The 17184-nt window shown below is 66.7% G+C and carries 15 protein-coding genes; 11 read left to right on the forward strand and 4 right to left on the reverse strand.

Annotation, left to right across the window (positions count from 1 at the left end):
* Window positions 1–251: 251 nt before the first annotated feature.
* The 4 genes from G6038_RS02845 to G6038_RS31780 all read left to right on the forward strand — a co-directional run bounded on the left by G6038_RS02845 (window position 252) and on the right by G6038_RS31780 (window position 3583).
* Window positions 252–1079, forward strand: coding sequence for a mycofactocin-coupled SDR family oxidoreductase (locus tag G6038_RS02845; protein WP_165035814.1), 828 nt, complete (start codon window positions 252–254; stop codon window positions 1077–1079).
* A 41-nt stretch (window positions 1080–1120) separates the two neighbouring features.
* Window positions 1121–1648 carry a nuclear transport factor 2 family protein gene (locus tag G6038_RS02850; RefSeq protein WP_165035815.1) on the forward strand — a complete coding sequence of 176 codons (528 nt, stop codon included), beginning with the start codon at window positions 1121–1123 and terminating at the stop codon, window positions 1646–1648.
* A 24-nt stretch (window positions 1649–1672) separates the two neighbouring features.
* Entirely contained in the window at window positions 1673–3364 is a 1692-nt protein-coding gene (locus G6038_RS02855; RefSeq protein ID WP_165035816.1) for an FAD-dependent oxidoreductase, read from the forward strand.
* An 84-nt stretch (window positions 3365–3448) separates the two neighbouring features.
* Window positions 3449–3583 (forward strand): hypothetical protein, encoded by a 135-nt coding sequence (locus tag G6038_RS31780; RefSeq protein WP_276613798.1) that lies wholly within the window; start codon window positions 3449–3451, stop codon window positions 3581–3583.
* A 4-nt stretch (window positions 3584–3587) separates the two neighbouring features.
* Here the strand turns inward: G6038_RS31780 and G6038_RS02860 are convergent, their stop codons facing one another.
* On the reverse strand, window positions 3588–5039 hold the full coding sequence (locus G6038_RS02860) for a PLP-dependent aminotransferase family protein (protein ID WP_165035817.1): 1452 nt from the start codon (window positions 5037–5039) through the stop codon (window positions 3588–3590).
* Window positions 5040–5256: 217 nt separating this feature from the next.
* Here G6038_RS02860 and G6038_RS02865 point away from each other — a divergent pair, with 217 nt between their 5' ends.
* The 5 genes from G6038_RS02865 to G6038_RS02885 all read left to right on the forward strand — a co-directional run bounded on the left by G6038_RS02865 (window position 5257) and on the right by G6038_RS02885 (window position 11346).
* The gene (locus tag G6038_RS02865; RefSeq protein ID WP_165035818.1) at window positions 5257–6282 is read left to right on the forward strand and encodes an ABC transporter substrate-binding protein; all 1026 of its coding nucleotides are present in this window, start codon (window positions 5257–5259) and stop codon (window positions 6280–6282) included.
* 112 nt (window positions 6283–6394) lie between these two features.
* On the forward strand, window positions 6395–8680 hold the full coding sequence (locus G6038_RS02870) for an arylsulfatase (protein ID WP_346772732.1): 2286 nt from the start codon (window positions 6395–6397) through the stop codon (window positions 8678–8680).
* A gap of 56 nt (window positions 8681–8736) precedes the next feature.
* Entirely contained in the window at window positions 8737–9576 is an 840-nt protein-coding gene (locus tag G6038_RS02875; RefSeq protein WP_165035820.1) for a mycofactocin-coupled SDR family oxidoreductase, read from the forward strand.
* A gap of 75 nt (window positions 9577–9651) precedes the next feature.
* Entirely contained in the window at window positions 9652–10419 is a 768-nt protein-coding gene (locus G6038_RS02880) for an ABC transporter ATP-binding protein (RefSeq protein ID WP_346772733.1), read from the forward strand.
* 57 nt (window positions 10420–10476) lie between these two features.
* Window positions 10477–11346, forward strand: a complete 870-nt coding sequence (locus G6038_RS02885) for an ABC transporter permease (RefSeq protein WP_240918264.1) — start codon at window positions 10477–10479, stop codon at window positions 11344–11346.
* A 117-nt stretch (window positions 11347–11463) separates the two neighbouring features.
* On the opposite strand, the gene G6038_RS02890 is transcribed toward G6038_RS02885, so the two are convergent.
* Window positions 11464–12378, reverse strand: a complete 915-nt coding sequence (locus G6038_RS02890) for a formylglycine-generating enzyme family protein (RefSeq protein WP_206024203.1) — start codon at window positions 12376–12378, stop codon at window positions 11464–11466.
* A 192-nt stretch (window positions 12379–12570) separates the two neighbouring features.
* Between G6038_RS02890 and G6038_RS02895 the strand changes: the two genes are divergently transcribed.
* Entirely contained in the window at window positions 12571–13404 is an 834-nt protein-coding gene (locus tag G6038_RS02895) for a mycofactocin-coupled SDR family oxidoreductase (protein WP_165035823.1), read from the forward strand.
* 45 nt (window positions 13405–13449) lie between these two features.
* Window positions 13450–14694 carry a cytochrome P450 gene (locus G6038_RS02900; protein ID WP_165035824.1) on the forward strand — a complete coding sequence of 415 codons (1245 nt, stop codon included), beginning with the start codon at window positions 13450–13452 and terminating at the stop codon, window positions 14692–14694.
* A gap of 127 nt (window positions 14695–14821) precedes the next feature.
* Here G6038_RS02900 and G6038_RS02905 read toward each other — a convergent pair whose 3' ends face one another.
* Both G6038_RS02905 and G6038_RS02910 read right to left on the reverse strand, forming a co-directional pair.
* Complete coding sequence (locus G6038_RS02905; protein WP_165035825.1) at window positions 14822–16090, reverse strand: cytochrome P450; 1269 nt, start codon at window positions 16088–16090, stop codon at window positions 14822–14824.
* 343 nt (window positions 16091–16433) lie between these two features.
* Window positions 16434–17177 carry an acetoacetate decarboxylase family protein gene (locus G6038_RS02910; protein ID WP_165035826.1) on the reverse strand — a complete coding sequence of 248 codons (744 nt, stop codon included), beginning with the start codon at window positions 17175–17177 and terminating at the stop codon, window positions 16434–16436.
* Between the last annotated feature and the right edge of the window lie 7 nt (window positions 17178–17184).

The following is a 17184-nucleotide window of genomic DNA, read 5'->3' on the forward strand; positions in this document are numbered from 1 at the left end:
TTCCCCTTCAAGGGATTTCGCGCCGGCGGAACGGGACGGGTGGACCGCGAAGCCGGGGCGTTCCCCGAATCGACCATTGACCTCCCGGGTCCGATGTGAGCATAATCATATGCAGAGATTCCTTCCGCTACCGTTCTTCTCCCGTCTCGCGATCCACCGCTCTGCACACAAGCCCGGCCGACCTCCCCGCAGAAGCGGTCGCCCGGTCCGTGACGCGAATCGAAGATCGGGTCGAGAGAGAGGTTCACGTCATGGGATTCGACGGCATGGTCGCCTTCGTCACCGGTGCGGCGAGGGGGCAGGGACGCAACCACGCGGTGCGCCTCGCCCGGGAGGGGGCCGACATCATCGCGATCGACCTGTGCGCTCCGGTGCAGGGCGCCCCGTACGACATGGCCACCCGGTCGGACCTCGACGAGACGGTCCGACTGGTACAGGCCGAGGGGCGGCAGATCGTGACCACCGAAGCGGACGTGCGGGATTCGGCCGCAGTCGCCAAGGCCGTGGCGACGGGCGTCGAGCGGTTCGGCCGCCTCGACGTCGTCGTCGCCAACGCCGGGATCGCCGGCAGCTACCCGGTCGAGGATCTCACCGACGAGATCTGGCGCGACATGATCGACATCAACCTCACCGGCGTGTGGAACACGGTGAAGGCCTCCGTCCCGCACCTGCGTGCCGGCGGCCGCGGCGGCAGCATCGTGCTGATCAGCTCCATCGCCGGCCTGAAAGGCTTGCCGAACAACGCCCACTACGCGGCGGCCAAGCACGGCGTTCTCGGCGTGATGCGCAGTCTCGCCAACGAACTCGGCCCCGAAGGTATCCGGGTCAACGCGGTCCTGCCGACCAACGTGGAGACCCGGATGCTGCTGAACGACGCGATCTACAAGTTGTTCCTCCCGGACGAGCCGCAGCCCACCCGGGAACAGGTCGAACCCCTGCTGCACGGCATGCATGCCCTCGACGTCCCGTTCGTGCAGCCCGACGACGTCAGCAACGCCGTCCTGTTCCTCGCCGGAGCCGGGTCCCGCTACGTCACCGGCATCACGATGCCGATCGACGCCGGCGCCCTGGTGAAGTAGTGACAGGCCCCGAAACACGCTCCGCGACGGAAGGACACGACATGCTCGACGGCCGGGGCCGCCACCCACGACGCACGGAGGATGTCCTCGAGATCCGCGAACTGGCGACGCGGTACGCCCTGGCCGTCGACGACCACGACATGCGGACGCTGGCCGCACTGTACGTGCCCGACGCAGCGTTCCACGGTCTGTCGGAATCGCTGTGGGGGCGGGACGCGATCGTCGCCTACGTGCGTGCCGCGCTCGACGGATACGACGGGGTCAGCGTGCACACCCCGCACCCCGGCACGGTGGACTTCACCGGTGAGGACACGGCGCAGGGGGTCGTGCCCTCCCACGTCGAGTTCGCGCAGGCGGGTGTGCAGAGCATTCTCGCGTTGCGGTACCACGACCGTTACGTCAGACGGAACGGGCGCTGGCACTTCGGCGAACGCCGGCTCGAGGTCCGGTACGCGACGCCGACCGCCGCGTACGGGACGGTCCTCACGGCTGCGACCGCACCCGGTCCGCCGGCCCCCGCCGAACAGGACGGACGACTCCGGCCGAGTCCGTCACCCACCTTCGACTGAACCACCCCGAGAGAGGGAATTGCGATGCAAGACAACGACGGATCGGACGCCTACGACGTCATCGTGCTCGGCAGCGGGGGCGCCGGACTGAGCGCCGCCCTGTCGGCCGCCCGGTGCGGTGCCCGAGTGGGGGTGTTCGAGAAGGGCGAACTGCTCGGCGGTACCACGTGCCTGTCGAGCGCCGTGGCGTGGCTGCCGAACAACCGGTACGCGCGGGAGGCGGGGATCGTCGACTCGCGCGAGCAGTCCCTCGCCTACCTCGAATCCCTGTCGCACGGGATGATCCTGCCCGAGCTGGCGGAGGCGTTCGTCGACACCGTTCCCGAACTGCTCGACTGGCTCGACACCACGCCGCTGAAGATGCGCCTCGTCGCCGGTTACCCCGACTACCACCCCGAGCGGCCCGGCGGCATGCCGCAGGGCGGACGCTCCCTCGAGCCCGACCTGTTCAGCTTCATCGACCTCGGCCGATGGGAGGACAAGCTCGTCGGGGTTCCGCGCCGTATGACGGTCGCCGAGACCCCCATCGGCGGCGGCACCGGCCATCTTCCCCCCGAGGTGCTCGAGCAGCGGGAGCGCGACCGCGTGGAGGGCCTGGGCCGCGGCATGATCGCGGCCCTCCTCCAGGGCTGCCTCGACGAGGGTGTCGCCGTGCACACCGGGGAGCGGGGCGTGCGGCTGATCCAGGACGAGTCCGGCCGCATCACCGGCGTGCGGTTCGAGGGACGGGGCGGGCCGCACGACGTGCGCGCGGAGCACGGCGTCGTGCTCGCCACCGGCGGCTTCGAATGGGACGAGCGGCTGCGGCGCGACTTCCTGCGCGGACCGATGGCGCACCCGGCCACCGTGCCCACGTGCACGGGGGACGGATTGCGCATGGCGATGCGCGTCGGCGCGCAGCTCGGCAACATGCGCGAGGCCTGGTGGGCGCCGGTCGCGGTGCTGCCCGGGCAACGGGCGAACGGTGCCCAGGCCGTCCAGCTCGTGCACCGGGAGCGCACTGCGCCGCACTCGATCATGGTCAACCGGCTCGGTCGGCGGTTCACCAACGAGGCGACCAACTACAACGCGCTCGGTGGGGCGTTCCACCAGCTCGACGCGCACGACTTCGACTACCTGAACCAGCCGTGCTGGCTGATCTTCGACGCCGACCACGTCGAGAAGTACGGCGCGTTCGGGGCCGCGCCGGGCACCGACGCCCCGGAGTGGGTCGTGCGCGCCGACACTCTCGCCGATCTGGCACGGCAGATCGACGTCCCCGCGGACACCCTCGAATCGACGGTCGTCCACTGGAACGAGGACGTGCGTCGGGGCCACGACAGCGAGTACCACCGCGGCGAGAGCGTGTACGACGGATTTGTCGGTGACAAGAACAGGTATCCCGGCGTGGAATCCACCCTGGGACCCGTCGCGCGGGCCCCCTTCCACGCGGTGCAGATCCACAGCAGCACGCTCGGCACGAAGGGCGGTCCGCGCACCGACGCGGACGGCGCGGTCCTCGACGTCGACGATCGGGTCATCCCCGGGCTGTTCGCCGCGGGCAACGTCATGGCGGCCCCCACCGGGATGGTCTACGGCGGAGCCGGCGGAACGCTCGGTCCGGCACTGGTGTTCGGCTACCGGGCGGGCCGGGCCGCGGCGCGGGGGGCGGTCCGCGCGGCCGAGCCGTCGGCGGACACGGCTGCGGCGCCGTTGCGGCCGGTGTCGCTCGCCTGACGGATCAAGGGGACATCCGCGCGGCCACCGGTCAGCCGCGACAGCCGTTGCTGTCGCGGCTGACCGGCGTGCGCGCGACTCCGGATGGTCTACGGCGGAGCCGGCGGAACGCTCGGTCCGGCAATGGTGTTCGGCTACCGGACGGGCCGGGCCGCGGCGCGGGCGGTCGGATCCCCGTCCGAACCCGACGGCATCCTGATGGAGCCGACGTCGGTGTGACGATTCAGCGGAGGGAGTGGTACGCGTCGGCGACGATGTCCAGCGCCGACCGGATCTCCTCCGGACTCCGCGTATACGGCAGCCGGAGATGACGTTCGAACGCGGCGTGCACTCCGAACTGGGGCCCGGCGACGAGGAGCACGCCGCGCTCGAACGCAGCGGTACACAATCGTGTCGACACCGGGCGCGGCATTTCCGCCCATACCGTCATACCCCCGTGATTGGGATACACCCGCCATTCGGGCAGAGTCCGCGCCATCGCATCGAGCAGTACCGTTCGGCGTTCGCGCAATGATTCCCGCCGACGTTCGAGAGTGTCGGGAGCCGACAGCAGCTCTGCGGCAGCGAGCTGATCGGGTAGCGACGTGCCGAGATCGAATCCCGTCCGGTACCCGATCAACCGGGAAACAACGGCCGGATCGGCGCGGATCCACCCGATTCGCAGTCCTGTCCAGAATGTCTTCGACATCGAGCCCAAACAGATCGACGGGCACCCGCTCTGTTCGGCGAACACCGCCATCGGTGGCGGTGGAGGGGTCTCGAGCCACAATTCGGACGGGACTTCGTCCACGATCAGCGTGGTTCCCGACTCGGCAGCGATTCGGGCGTACTGTTCGCGGCCCTCCCGTGTCAGGCACATCCCTGTCGGCTGATTGAAGTCGGGGGTGATGTGTGCCAGCCGCGCGCCCGACTGGCGCGCGGCGTCGTGGATGGCAGCGAGGTCCCAGCCGCCGAACGTCGTGTCGTCCGGGTCCAGCGCGATCGGCACGACCTGCAGGTTGGACTGCGTCATCGCCATGAGCGCCGTGGGATGGGTGGGGTGCTCGACGAGGATGCGGTCGCCGGGACTGCTGAGACAGTTCAGCACGAGTGTGAGGGCATGCTGCGCGCCCGCCGTGATCATGATCTGTTCCGGCGTGGTGTCGAGACCTCGCTCGGTGTACCGGCGCGCGACGAGCGACCGCAGCTCCGGCAGTCCGGCGCGGTCCATTCCGTGTGAGTTCAACAGCGCCGGTAACCGTGTCAGCGCGGTCGAATACGCCTGCATGATGCTGTCGACCGGCGTGTCCGGAAGTAGATGTGCGAGGTCGAGACTCGCATTCTGCGCCGCGTCGGTGACCTGTCGGAAGATGACGCTGCCGGCCTCCGCGCGGCCCGTCGGCAACGCCACGACGCTGCGAGCGCCCTGCCGGCTGAGCAGATAGCCGTCCCTGCGGAGATCGGCATATGCCGAGGTGACGGTGCTCCGGCTCACCGACAGAGCGACCGCCAGATCGCGTTCGCTGGGCAGAGCCGAGCCCAGGCAGATGCGTCCGTCGTGCACCAGTGAACGGATACCGTCGCTCAGCTTCAGATAGGTCGCTCCTCGGCTGTGCGTACGCGCACGGATCTCGACCGAGCACGTCCCGAGTTCCCGGACCAGGGTCGTGGCCCCGATGACTCGCACTCCGACCACGTGTCTTCTCCCTTTCGACGTGTCCGACCGGCGTGGTTCTCGAATCCAGGCCAGTCATCCCTCACTGGACCGTTGACCCCTTCTTCTCGGGTGTGAGCATAATCATACGCAGAGATTTTCGAGCACTTCGTCCACCTCATCCCGCCGCTCGTTTTCGCTGGTGAGCGCTTACTTCCACAACCGAATGCAGGTCCCGAACATCAATGAGGAGTCAGATATGTCGAAGACGCGACGGATGGTCCGACTCGCCGGAGCCTTCTGTGCCCTGCTCACCGCCGCCGCATGCGGCGGCGTGGGCGAGCTCGGGGCAGCGAACGCCGGCGACGACATCACCCTCGGATACCAAGGCAAGATGAGCATTCTGGCCGCTCTGGTCGCCCAGGATCAGGGAATCTTCGAAAAACGGGGCGTTGCCGTGGAGTTCATGGAGTTCACCTCCATCCCGGCGATGACCACAGCCGTGGCGGAGGGACAGCTCGACGTCGCATTCACCACGCCGGTCACCGTTGCGCAGTACAACCAGGGCGCCTCCGGTGCTCAGATGCGGATGCTCGCGGCCTGCTGCACGTTCCAGTACACCGCCGTCGCGAAGGAGGGTGGCCCGATCACGGCGAGTCGCGACGGCAACTGGATCGAGGCCGTTCGCACCTGGCGGGGTGCCACGATCGGTGTTCCCGCCCTCGGTGGCTCCTACGACATCCTCACCCGGAACATCGTGCGCGAAGCCGGCCTCGACCCCGACCGGGACGTCGCGATCGTCGCTGTCGCCACGGGACAACCGGCGGTCTCCGCCCTGCAGGTCGGGTCCGCGGACATCGTAGTCAGTGACCGCTCCGGTGCCGCCGTCACACTCGACGCCGGGATCGGACAGATCGTCTTCGACCTTCGTTCGGGCGACGGACCGGCTTCGCTCCGCGACGCCGTCGTCTCGGGCTACGTATCGCGGGCCGACGCCCTCGACGGTGAGAACGCCGAAGACCTCCTCGCCTTCCGGGACGGCCTCGAGGACGCCCGACTGTTCATTCTCGATCCGGCGAACGAGGAGGCGGTCAAGAGCGCGATCACCGAGGCGATGGGGTTGGGCCCCGAGGCCACCGACCTGCTCTACCGCAGCATCGACCAATACGACGTCGCGCTCGACCGCGAGACCGTGGAGCTCAGTTCCGCCGCGTACGTCGACGAGGGACTGTTGCCCGACGGTTTCACCTACGACGGTCTGGTACTGGCAGGTGCGGATCGCTGACGGATCCAGCTCACGGAACGTCACCGGGCACCGCAGTCCACGAGTGTGCCGCTACGAAGGGAAGACAGTGAACCGCTACTCGCTACCGATCGACATTTCGACCGACAGGCACGTGCCGGCATTCGACGTGCGCAAGCAGGAGCCGAAGTACGAGGCGCCCTCGCCTGTTCGGCCCCCGGAGGATGCACCGAACGTGCTGGTGATCCTCCTCGACGACGTAGGTTTCGGTGCGTCGTCCGCGTTCGGCGGTCCGTGCCGGATGCCGGCAGCCGAAGCTCTCGCCGACAACGGTGCCCGGTTCTCGCGATTCCACACCACGGCGCTGTGCTCACCGACGCGGGCAGCGCTCCTCAGCGGCCGCAACCACCATTCGGTCGGAATGGGCGGGGTACCGGAGACCGCCACTTCGTCGCCGGGTTACAACGCCCTGCGTCCGCGGAGTTGTGCGACTGTCGCGCAGACTCTTTCGTACAACGGGTACGCGACGGGCGCATTCGGCAAGATGCACCAGACGCCGCCGTGGGAACAGACCGTGGCCGGTCCCTTCGACCATTGGCCCACCCGAGAGGGATTCGACAAGTTCTACGGATTCGTCGGGGCAGAGACCAATCAGTTCACGCCCAACCTCTACGACGGCACCACTCCGATCGAGACTCCGGGGACGGAAGCCGACGGGTACCACCTTTCCGAGGACCTGGTGGACCAGGCGATTCGATGGACGGAATCGGTACGCACACTCGACCCCGACAAGCCGTGGTTCTGCTATCTGAGCTTCGGAGCCTGTCACACCCCGTTCCACCTGCCGCGGGACTGGCGGACCCGCTACCGCGGTGAATTCTCCGCGGGATGGGACGCCCAGCGGGAGATCACCTTGGCTCGGCAGAAGGAACTGGGTGTCGTCCCGCAGGACGCCAGGCTCGGCCCGTGGACGCCCGGAGTGCCGCACTGGGACGAACTGGACGACGCTCAGAAGGTCGTCGCCGAACGCCTGATGGAGGCCTACGCGGCTTTCGCCGAGCACACCGACGAACAGGTCGGCCGGATGATCGCCGAACTGGACGCACGTGGGGAACTCGACAACACCCTGGTGTTCTACATCCTGGGTGACAACGGTGCCTCCGCCGAAGGTGGTCTCGAGGGCACGATGAACGAGATGGCCGGCGTCAACGGTGTCCACATCACCGCCGCGGATCTCGTGGACCGGCTCGACGACGTCGGTGGCCCGTTGAGCTATGCCCTGTACCCGGCCGGCTGGGCCGTGGCCATGGACACCCCCTACCAGTGGACCAAGCAGGTCGCCTCGCATTACGGCGGAACCCGCAACGGCATGATCGTGCACTGGCCCGAGGCTCTCACCACGCCCGGAATCCGCAATCAGTGGCACCACTGCATCGATGTCGCCCCGACGATCCTCGAGGCTGCGGGCCTGCCCGAACCGACGACGGTAGACGGAGTGGCCCAGCGCCCCTACGAGGGCGTGTCGATGTTGTACTGCTTCGACGACGAGTCCGCGCGCGATCGCCACACCACCCAGTACTTCGAGATGTTCGGCAACAGGGGGATCTACCATCACGGATGGACAGCCGTGACCAAACACCGCACGCCGTGGACGATGGCGGCGATCGAGGCGGTCGACTTCGACGACGACGTGTGGGAACTCTACGACACGAACACCGACTGGTCGCAGGCGGTGAATCTGGCCGACCGGTATCCCGACAAGCTCGAGGAACTCAAGCGGCTGTTCGTCGCGGAAGCCACCCGCTACCAGGTCTTCCCGCTCGACGACCGGCTCTCGGAACGGTTCGACCCGGCAGTTGCCGGCAGGCGGACGCTGATGAGCGGACGCACCGAGCTGACCGTCCGTCCCGGCACCGATCGCCTGCGTGAGGACTCCGTGCCGAATCTGAAGAACACGTCCTTCCGGATCACCGCCTCGATCGACAGCGGTCCGAAGTCGCCACACGGTGTCGTCGCGGCCCAGGGTGGACGCTTCGGCGGCTGGGCCCTGTACTGCATCGATGGACGAATAATCTTCTGCCACAACCTGTGCGACGTCGAAAGGTACTACGTGCGCACCGACCTCGTCGCCCCGGGCAGGCACAAGATCGAGTTCGTGTTCGATTACGACGGGGGCGGCGTCGGCAGAGGCGGCTCGGGCTCGATTCTCGTCGACGGTACATGTGTCGGCGAGGGGCGCATCGAGCGCACGGTGCCGTACGTCTTCTCTGTGGACGAGGTCCTGAGCATCGGGCGCGATCGCGGTACGCCTGTCTCGGAAGAGTACCGAGCGGACGAGTCGAGCGTGTTCGACGGGACCGTCGAGTACGTCACCTTCGCCACCGAGGACGGCGCCGGCGATGTCGAACAGCGCCTGCGCGCCACGTTGGCGACCCACTGACCGGCGCCGGCCGAGCAGCCATCACACCGAGTAATCATCACACGAGGAGCAACGACATGACGGGACGAGTCGAGGGCAAGGTCGCCTTCGTCACCGGTGCGGCACGGGGGCAGGGACGCAGCCACGCCGTGCGGTTGGCGGAGGAAGGTGCCGACATCATCGCGGTCGACATCTGTGCGGACATCGACACCGTGACCCCCTACTATCCGCTTGCCACCGAGGCCGAGCTGAAGGAGACGGTGCGGCAGGTCGAAGCGCTCGGACGACGCATCGTCGCCCGCACGGCCGACGTCCGTGACCTGGACGGCCTGCAGACAGCGTTCGACGCCGGCGTCGCGGAACTCGGGCGAATCGACATCGTCGTCGCCAATGCGGGAATCGCCACGTACGGCCGGTCCTGGGAACTGACGGCGGACCAGTGGCGGGACATGATCGACGTCAATCTCACAGGTGTGTATCACACCGCGAAAGTAGCGGTTCCGACGATGATCCAGGCGGGACGCGGTGGTTCGATCATGTTCACCAGTTCGATCGGCGGCCTGAAAGGAATCCAGCAGGTCGGACACTATGTCGCGGCGAAGCACGGCATCGTCGGGCTCATGCGGACCATGGCGAACGAGCTGGGTCCCTACGGGGTCCGGGTCAACACGATCCACCCCACCAACGTTGCCACGATGATGATCCAGAATCCCGGCACCTACGGCATGTTCGCGCCGGACGACCCGGAACCTACCCAGGAGAAGGCGATGCCGGGATTCATGTCGTTGAACACACTGCCCGTCCCGTGGGTGGAGAGCGCCGACATCAGCAGTGCCGTGCTCTACCTCGCAAGTGACGAGGCGCGTTACGTCACCGGCGTCGCGCTGCCCGTCGATGCGGGTGCACACGTCAAGTAGCCGGTGGCTGAGAAGGAGTGATGAGCAGTGGTACCGAAAGACAACAGTAGCAATGGGGCAGTCGAACTCGACGCCGTGACCGTCGAGTTCGATCGGCACGGGACGGGCGAGGCGAACCGGGTTCTCGACGGTGTTTCCCTCGAAGTGCACGACGGAGAGTTTCTCGTCCTCGTCGGACGGAGCGGTTGCGGCAAGACCACCATCCTGAATCTGCTTGCCGGACTGATACGGAACTTCACGGGACGAGTCGGCATCCTCGGACGCACGCCGGCCGAGGCACGCGACGATGTCGCTTACATGTTCGCCCGGGACGCCCTGCTCCCGTGGCGTTCGGCGGTCCGGAACGTGCAGTTCGGATTGGAGATCCGCCATCCCGAGATGCCGCGCAGACAGCGGCGTGAACGTGCCCTGCAGTATCTCGATCTCGTGGGCCTGCGGGCCAGCGCCGGTCTGTATCCGTGGCAGCTGTCCCAAGGGATGCGTCAGCGTGTGGCTCTGGCACGGACATGGGCCCTGGATCCGAAGTTGCTGCTCATGGACGAGCCGTTCGCAGCGCTCGACGCCCAGACCCGCGGTGACGTCCAGCGGAAGTTCCTGGACCTGTGGGCCGGTGATCGCAAGAGCGTCGTGTTCGTCACGCACGACCTCACGGAGGCGATCCTCATGGCGGATCGGATCGTCCTGCTCGCCGAAGGAAGGATCGCCGCGGAGCACATCGTCGACATCCCCAGACCGCGCAACGTCGACGAGATCACCCTCGATCCCACATACCGGCGCATCTACAAGGAGCTCGTCGACGCGCTGCACGCCCCGGCGGAGAACTCCGAGCAGGTCCCCGCGTAACACTTCCGAACGATTCCGGCGGCTCGCGCAATGCGGGCCGTCGGGAAAGGGTCGAAAATGACTACAGCAGTGGAAAGCCCCCGAACCCCCAGCCCCAGTGTCACCGGCCGGTCACGTTCGTCGAACAGCACTCTCTCTGCCGGCACCAGGAAGGCTCGGATCGGGCGGCACCCGCTCACATTGCTCGCCATGCGGGTTGGTTTTGCTGCGGCACTGATCGGGCTGTGGCAGCTCGTGGTGAGCCTGCAATTGATCGATCGCACTGTGTCGAGCAGTCCCGTCGAGGTCGGGCATGCCCTCGCAAGCGCGGTCACCGGCAGTGAACTCTGGCTCAATCTCGCCGACACGATGGTCGCGGCGGTGCTCGCCTTCGTGCTGGCCTCGGTCGTAGGGGTTGTGATCGGCATCGGTCTGGCACTGCTGCCGTCGGTAGAGAAGATCGTTGCGCCGTTCCTCGATGCGATCAACGCGATGCCCCGGATCGCGCTCGCCCCGGTGTTCGTGGTGGCCTTCGGTCTGAGTATCAGCTCGAAGATCGCTCTGGCATTTTCCATCGTGGTGTTCATGGTGATCAGCGCGGCCCGAGCCGGCGTGCGATCGGTGGATGTCGACGTCGCTGTCCTCGCCCGCACGCTGGGTGCCACACGCCGCCAGATGTTCACCAAGGTGCTCGTACCGGTGGCAGTCCCGTCGATCTTCGGCGGCCTGCGTCTGGGACTGATCTACTCGATCCTCGGCGTGGTGACGGCGGAGCTGATTGCGTCCCGGAGCGGGGTGGGGCAGCTGCTGCAGAAATACGCCGGGTTGTTCCAGACCGCAGAGATGTACGCGGTACTGATCGTCCTGGCTGTGGTAGCGGGGTTGATCAATGCCGGGATGACCCGCCTCGAGAGCGCCCTTCTGCGATGGCAACCCGATCAATCGTGACCGACACGATTACCGACGCCGACACAAGTGGTTCGAGCGATCGCGCGGCGTGAGCAGGACAGTGCGACGCCCCCGGCCGGTGTCCATACGGACTGAGCCGGGGGCTTTCGCATGCCGTCAGCTCGCCCGGATCACACATCGGAAACCGATGTGTCCGGTCGACGTATCCTCGCTCTGTCCCTGCCGGGCAGCCGGGCGGTAGCGCAGGCAGTAGTTGGGCGCACAGAGGTGAGAGCCGCCCTTGATCACCCGTCGCGGGCGGGGTGCGTCGACGGGTTGCTCTGCCACCAGATTCCGAGGGTTCCGGGGTATGCAGCATGCAGAGGCGGGCGCGACGTTCTTTCCTCCGCTGGCGTGGTCGCCGGTGAAGTAGTCGAGGGTCCACTCCCAGACGTTGCCCGCCATGTCGTGCAGTCCATACGAATTGGGTGGGAAGGCGTGCACCGGGGAGGTTCGGTAGTAGCCGTCCTCCTCCAGGTTCTGCCACGGGAACTCGCCCTGCCATACGTTCGCGCGCGGGCCCCCGGTCGGTGGATCGTCGTCGCCCCAGACGAAATTCCTGCCCTCGAGACCGCCGCGCGCTGCGAACTCCCACTCGGCCTCCGTGGGCAGATCTTTGCCGGACCACCTCGCGTACGCGAGTGCGTCGTCGAAGGAGACGTGCGTGACCGGGTGGTCCTCGCGGCCTTCCGTTGTGCTGCCGGGGCCCTCGGGATGCCGCCAATCGGCTCCCGGGATCCACGACCACCACCGTGTGAAGTCGTCGAGGGGGACCGGATGATTCGGCGGATCGAAGACGAGTGAGCCAGGCACGAGCAGTCCGACGGGTGCGGCCGGGAAGTCGGCCGGGTCCGGGGCGATTTCAGCGGTGGTCACGTGCCCTGAGTCCTCGACGAACCTGCGAAATTCTGCGACGGTCACCGGATGGATGTCGATCCAGAACTCGTCGACGGCGACCTGGTGGGCGGGCCGTTCCTCTGGGTAGAAGTGGTCCGATCCCATCCGGAAATCGCCGCCGGGGATGTGCTGCATGGTGTCGACGGGCCGGGCTCGTCCCGATGTGCCGAAACTCCCGGATGACGACGGCTTCATGAGTGCTCCCTCAGGGCCTTGGTTTACGGCCGTTCGGGACTTTTGCCCCTTGCCGACCCTCTAGCTAATAATCATGATAAGCATTAAAGTGCGGTTCGTCACAATATGCATAGAATGAGAACGGGAGCACTCATGGGACGAGTAGCCGGAAAGGTCGCGCTGGTCACCGGCGCCGCCCGGGGCCAGGGACGATCGAACGCCGTCCGTCTTGCGGAGGAGGGCGCCGACGTCGTGATCCTCGACTCCTGCAAGGACGTCGACACGGTCGCCTATCCGCTCGCCACCACCGACGACCTCGCCGAGACCAGACGCCTCGTCGAGGCCGCGGGTCGCCGCTGCCTGTCCCGTGTCGTCGACGTGCGCGACCAGGCGGCCCTCGACCTCCTCGTCTCCGACGCCGTCGACGAGTTCGGGCACATCGACATCGTCAGCGCCAATGCCGGCATCGTCAGCTTCACGCCCACCTGGCACCTCAGCGACGAGGAGTGGCAGAACGTCATCGACGTCAACCTCACCGGCGTCTTCCACACCGTGCGGGCCGTCGTGCCGCGCATGATCGAGCAGGGCACCGGCGGAGCGATCGTGCTCACCAGCTCCGTCGCCGCGATCCGGGCGAGCCGCAACCTCGGGCACTACGCGGCCAGCAAGGGGGGTGTCGTGAGCCTCATGCGCACCCTCTCCAACGAGCTGGGGGAGCACGGCATCCGGGTGAACACCCTCAACCCCGGTACCGTCCGGACGGACATGATCGAGAACGACGCCATGTACCGCATCTACCGTCCGGACCTCGAGTCGCCCACGCAGGCCGACATCGTCGACCACTGCCGTCGGCGCAACGAACTCGACGTTCCCTGGGTCGAGGCCGTCGACATCAGCAATGCCCTGGTCTGGCTGGCCTCCGACGAGGCGCGGTACGTGACCGGCGTGGTCCTGCCCATCGACGCCGGATTGCTCGCCAAGTCCTAGAACCCGATTCGCCGCCGGCGAATCCCGTCCCGGAAGGAACGCACGATGGAAAGCCCCGCCCGCTGTCCGGTCGTCCACTTCGACCACAACTCGCCCGAGCACTCGGCCGACCCGGCCGAGTCCTACCGGAAGATCCGCGAAACCGTCAAGATCGGTTGGACTCCCGCACACGGCGGTTATTGGGTGCTCTCCGACTACAGCTCGGTCTTCGACGCCGCCCGCGACGACGAGACGTTCTCCTCGGCGCGCAGCGAGTACGGTGGCGAGGGACTGTCCGTAGTGATCCCGAAAACCCCCCATCACGACCACATTCCGATCGAGCTCGATCCCCCCGAGTTCCGCAAGTACCGCAGAATCGTCAACCCGGTCAGTGCGCCGGCCGCCGTCGAGAAGATGAAACCCACCATCGACCGGCACGTCGCGGGCTTCATCGACAGCGTGATCGAGCGCGGGGAGTGCGACCTGACGTCGGTCATCGGAGTGCCCTCGATCGTCACGGTGGAGTGGCTCGGCCTCGACGTCTCGGAGTGGCGCCGCTACTCCAACGCCCACTTCCAGGTGCTCGCGGGAATTCCGGGCACCCCCGAGCACACCCGCGCGGTCGAGGTCGACTTCCCGTACCTGGCCGGACGTATCGAACAGACCATCACCGAACGGCGGCGGAATCCGAAGGACGACATCATCAGCTACCTCGTCCAGCAGGAGGTCGACGGCAGCCCGATGAACGATCACGACGTGTTCGCGATCGTCGACCTGCTCATCTCCGGCGGTGTCGGCACCACCGCGTCCCTGGTGAGCAACTCGCTGGTCTGGCTCAGCCGCCACAAGGACGTGCGGCAGCGTCTCATCGACCACCCCGATCTCCTCGACCACGCCATCGAGGAGTTCTTGCGGTACTTCTCGCCGACGCAGGCGCTCGCACGCACCGTGACACACGACGTCGAGTTCCACGGCTGCCCCATGCAGAAGGGCGACCGGGTGCTGCTGTCCTGGGCCTCGGCCAATCGGGATTCGGAACTGTTCGACAAGCCCGACGAAATCGACATCGAACGGTGGCCCAACCGGCACACCGCCTTCGGCATCGGTGTGCACCGCTGCGCCGGTTCGCATCTCGGCCGGTACATGTCGCACGCTCTGATCAGCCAGGTGCTCGAACGGATGCCGGACTACGACGTCGACCTCGAGGCGCTACAGCCGTACCCACGGCAGGGCGTGAACACCGGCTACCAGCGCATCCCGGCCACCTTCACGCCCGGTCGCCGGGTTCTGACGGACTACACGCTGCAGTAACGGCTTTCGTCGACGCGGCAGTGCCGACTCTTGCCGAGGCGGCAGTGCCGACTTTCGCCGACGCGGCTGTGCCGGCCGTCCGCGCATGCGGATCGCATACGCGGAGGGCCGGCGATCCGGCGGGATGTCAGCCGAGCTTCCCGGTCGGTTCGAACTTCACGCGCAGCTCGGGGATGCTGCGGGTGTACAGGCCCTCCTCGCGCGGTACGAAGCCGTCCTGGTATTCGATCGAGTCCATCGTGTCGAGCACGAGGTTCAGCGCGATGGTCATCTCCGTCTTCGCGAGCATCGAACCCACGCAGAAGTGGCGGCCGAGGATGAACTGCACGTGGTTGGCCGCACCGCTGAATGCGCGGTCGACGTTGAGGTCGGTTCGGAAGATGTCGAACTCGTCCGGATTCGAGAAGTGGCGCTCGTCGCGGTTGGCGGCCGCGAGCATCATGATGCACGTCGCTCCCGCGGGGATGGTCGAGTCCTCGATCTGCACCTCGTCCTCGGTCTGGCGCATGATCATGTGGACGGGTCCGGAGTACCGCAGCGTCTCGGCGATGACGCGGTCGGCGAGGCTGCGGTCCTCGCGGACGGCCCGCATCTGGTCGGGATGGTCGATGAGGTTGCGGATCATGCTGGCGATCGCCTTGTCCGTCGTCTCGCCACCGGCGACGAGGAGCAGACTGACGAAGGCCTTGATCTCCTCGTCGGACATCTGCTCGCCGTCGACCTCCGCGCGGCACAGGCGCGAGAGCAGATCGTCGCCGTCGCCCGAACGCCGTTCGCGGATGATCGGCAGCATGTACTCGCGCAGCTCGACGTGGGTGCGTTCGGCGGCGGCGTTGATCTCGGGGTCTCCGGCCAGGTTGTTGAGATAGGCCATGATCGAGAAGTACCAGCCGCGGAACCGCTCGTGATCGCTCTTGGGCAGGCCGAGCATGTCGACCATCACGTTGATGGGGAACCGGCTGGTGAACTGGGAGACGAGTTCGGCCTCGCCCTGTCCGGCCACCGCGCCGAGCAGCTCGCCGGCGTTGCGGGCGACGATGCCGCCGATCAGGTCGGCCGCGTTGTGTGTGATGGCCGGCATGAACTTCTCGAGTCCGTTGCCGCGGAAGAACGGGTTGAGCAGCGCGCGGTGCGTGGAGTGCTCGCGTCCCTCCATCTGCAGGATGGTGCGCCCGTGGATGGGCTCGAGCTGCCATTCGTAGTTGCGGCTGGAGAACTTCGGGCTGCGGAAGGCCTCGGCGCAGTCGACGTACCTGCTGATCAGGTAGCTTTCCGTGCCCTCGTGGTGCAGGGCCGGGTAGTGGTCGCGCAACACGCGGTGGAGCGGGTACGGGTTGTCGAGGAACTCGGGGGAGAGGATGTCGGGGGCGATGGGTCGGGGATCGACTGCGGTCACTCTGGGATCTCCTGATCGTCGAATCGAGGGGTCGAGCAGGATCGGTGCCGGTTGGCACCGGTCGGGGGTCGTGCCGCTCCGCCGAGGGTCTGGGGCCGGAGATGGAAAGTGATCCGGATCACTAGGTGCTGATAACTATAAATACGATTCGAATGATGTCAACGCATTTTGGTGAAACGAGTTCTCGACAGGAACGGGCGCCCACTCGTGAGGAGTGGGCGCCCGCACCGAATCCGCCGTCCGGCTCGATGGTGCTGCCACGCCGGCGGTGGTCGGCGAGCACCGCGTCGTACTCGTCGACCGATCCGAGCCGGCTGCACATGATCGAGCCCGCAGCGCGTGCTCAGAAGAACCGTTTGACGACCTTCGCTGTCGGCGCGACATCCATGTCCGAGCGAACGTAGAGGGCGTCTGTGATCCGCTTGATCGGCAGAGCGTGCCATGGATCGAGTTCGGATTCCACACCGAACGAGATCGAGCCGCGCCCGGACCATGCTTGCTTCGGAGTCACACGGCAGGAGTTGAGCACCAGATCCGCGAGCGACGGATCCCCACCCTCGGGGTTCGGGATGACCCGCAGGCCCATCGGCTTCATGTCATAGGGCTCGAGGTCGACCGGACGCTCCGGCTTCATCTGTACGGTGCAGATGCGGCTTCCCTTGGGACGTTCCACGATTCCCTGCATGACCTCGCTTTCCTGCTGCCACTCGATGTGGCCGAACTTCTTGGGGTTGCCCCAGATCTCACGGCCGGCGGCGAGTGCCGACTCCTGGTTGAGCAGGATGCGGACGGGATAGATGCACGGCTCGCCCTCCCACGTGCAGTCGAGGAACTGGTATGCCTCCTCGTACGCGCCGAACGTGGTGAACGGCATCTTGGCGATGACGATGCGGACGGTCGCGGGGAGAGTGAGTTCGAAACCCGCTGCTTCCGGAAGGAGGTCGAGCGCGGCGTTCTCGTCGGTCTCGTAGGCGACCGTGATGGTCTCCATGTCGCGATAGTAGACGGGCGGCTTCGGGTAGAGCGGTTCGTCCACCGGCATCGTGTAGCCGAATTTCTCCCGGGTGAGTCGTCCCTGCTTGGCCATGATTGCT

The sequence above is a fragment of the Rhodococcus sp. 14C212 genome (genome assembly GCF_011058195.1).
GTDB classification, from domain to species: Bacteria; Actinomycetota; Actinomycetes; order Mycobacteriales; family Mycobacteriaceae; genus Rhodococcus; species Rhodococcus aetherivorans.

What these genes read in the sequence shown, in the direction of transcription:
- G6038_RS02845 (WP_165035814.1), top strand. Translation starts at nt 252, where the DNA reads ATGGGATTCGACGGCATGGTCGCCTTCGTCACCGGTGCGGCGAGGGGG.
- G6038_RS31780 (WP_276613798.1), top strand. Translation starts at nt 3,449, where the DNA reads ATGGTCTACGGCGGAGCCGGCGGAACGCTCGGTCCGGCAATGGTGTTC.
- G6038_RS02895 (WP_165035823.1), top strand. Translation starts at nt 12,571, where the DNA reads ATGGGACGAGTAGCCGGAAAGGTCGCGCTGGTCACCGGCGCCGCCCGG.
- G6038_RS02875 (WP_165035820.1), top strand. Translation starts at nt 8,737, where the DNA reads ATGACGGGACGAGTCGAGGGCAAGGTCGCCTTCGTCACCGGTGCGGCA.
- G6038_RS02885 (WP_240918264.1), top strand. Translation starts at nt 10,477, where the DNA reads ATGACTACAGCAGTGGAAAGCCCCCGAACCCCCAGCCCCAGTGTCACC.
- G6038_RS02865 (WP_165035818.1), top strand. Translation starts at nt 5,257, where the DNA reads ATGTCGAAGACGCGACGGATGGTCCGACTCGCCGGAGCCTTCTGTGCC.
- G6038_RS02855 (WP_165035816.1), top strand. Translation starts at nt 1,673, where the DNA reads ATGCAAGACAACGACGGATCGGACGCCTACGACGTCATCGTGCTCGGC.
- G6038_RS02900 (WP_165035824.1), top strand. Translation starts at nt 13,450, where the DNA reads ATGGAAAGCCCCGCCCGCTGTCCGGTCGTCCACTTCGACCACAACTCG.
- G6038_RS02910 (WP_165035826.1), bottom strand. Translation starts at nt 17,177, where the DNA reads ATGGCCAAGCAGGGACGACTCACCCGGGAGAAATTCGGCTACACGATG.
- G6038_RS02890 (WP_206024203.1), bottom strand. Translation starts at nt 12,378, where the DNA reads ATGCAGCACATCCCCGGCGGCGATTTCCGGATGGGATCGGACCACTTC.
- G6038_RS02850 (WP_165035815.1), top strand. Translation starts at nt 1,121, where the DNA reads ATGCTCGACGGCCGGGGCCGCCACCCACGACGCACGGAGGATGTCCTC.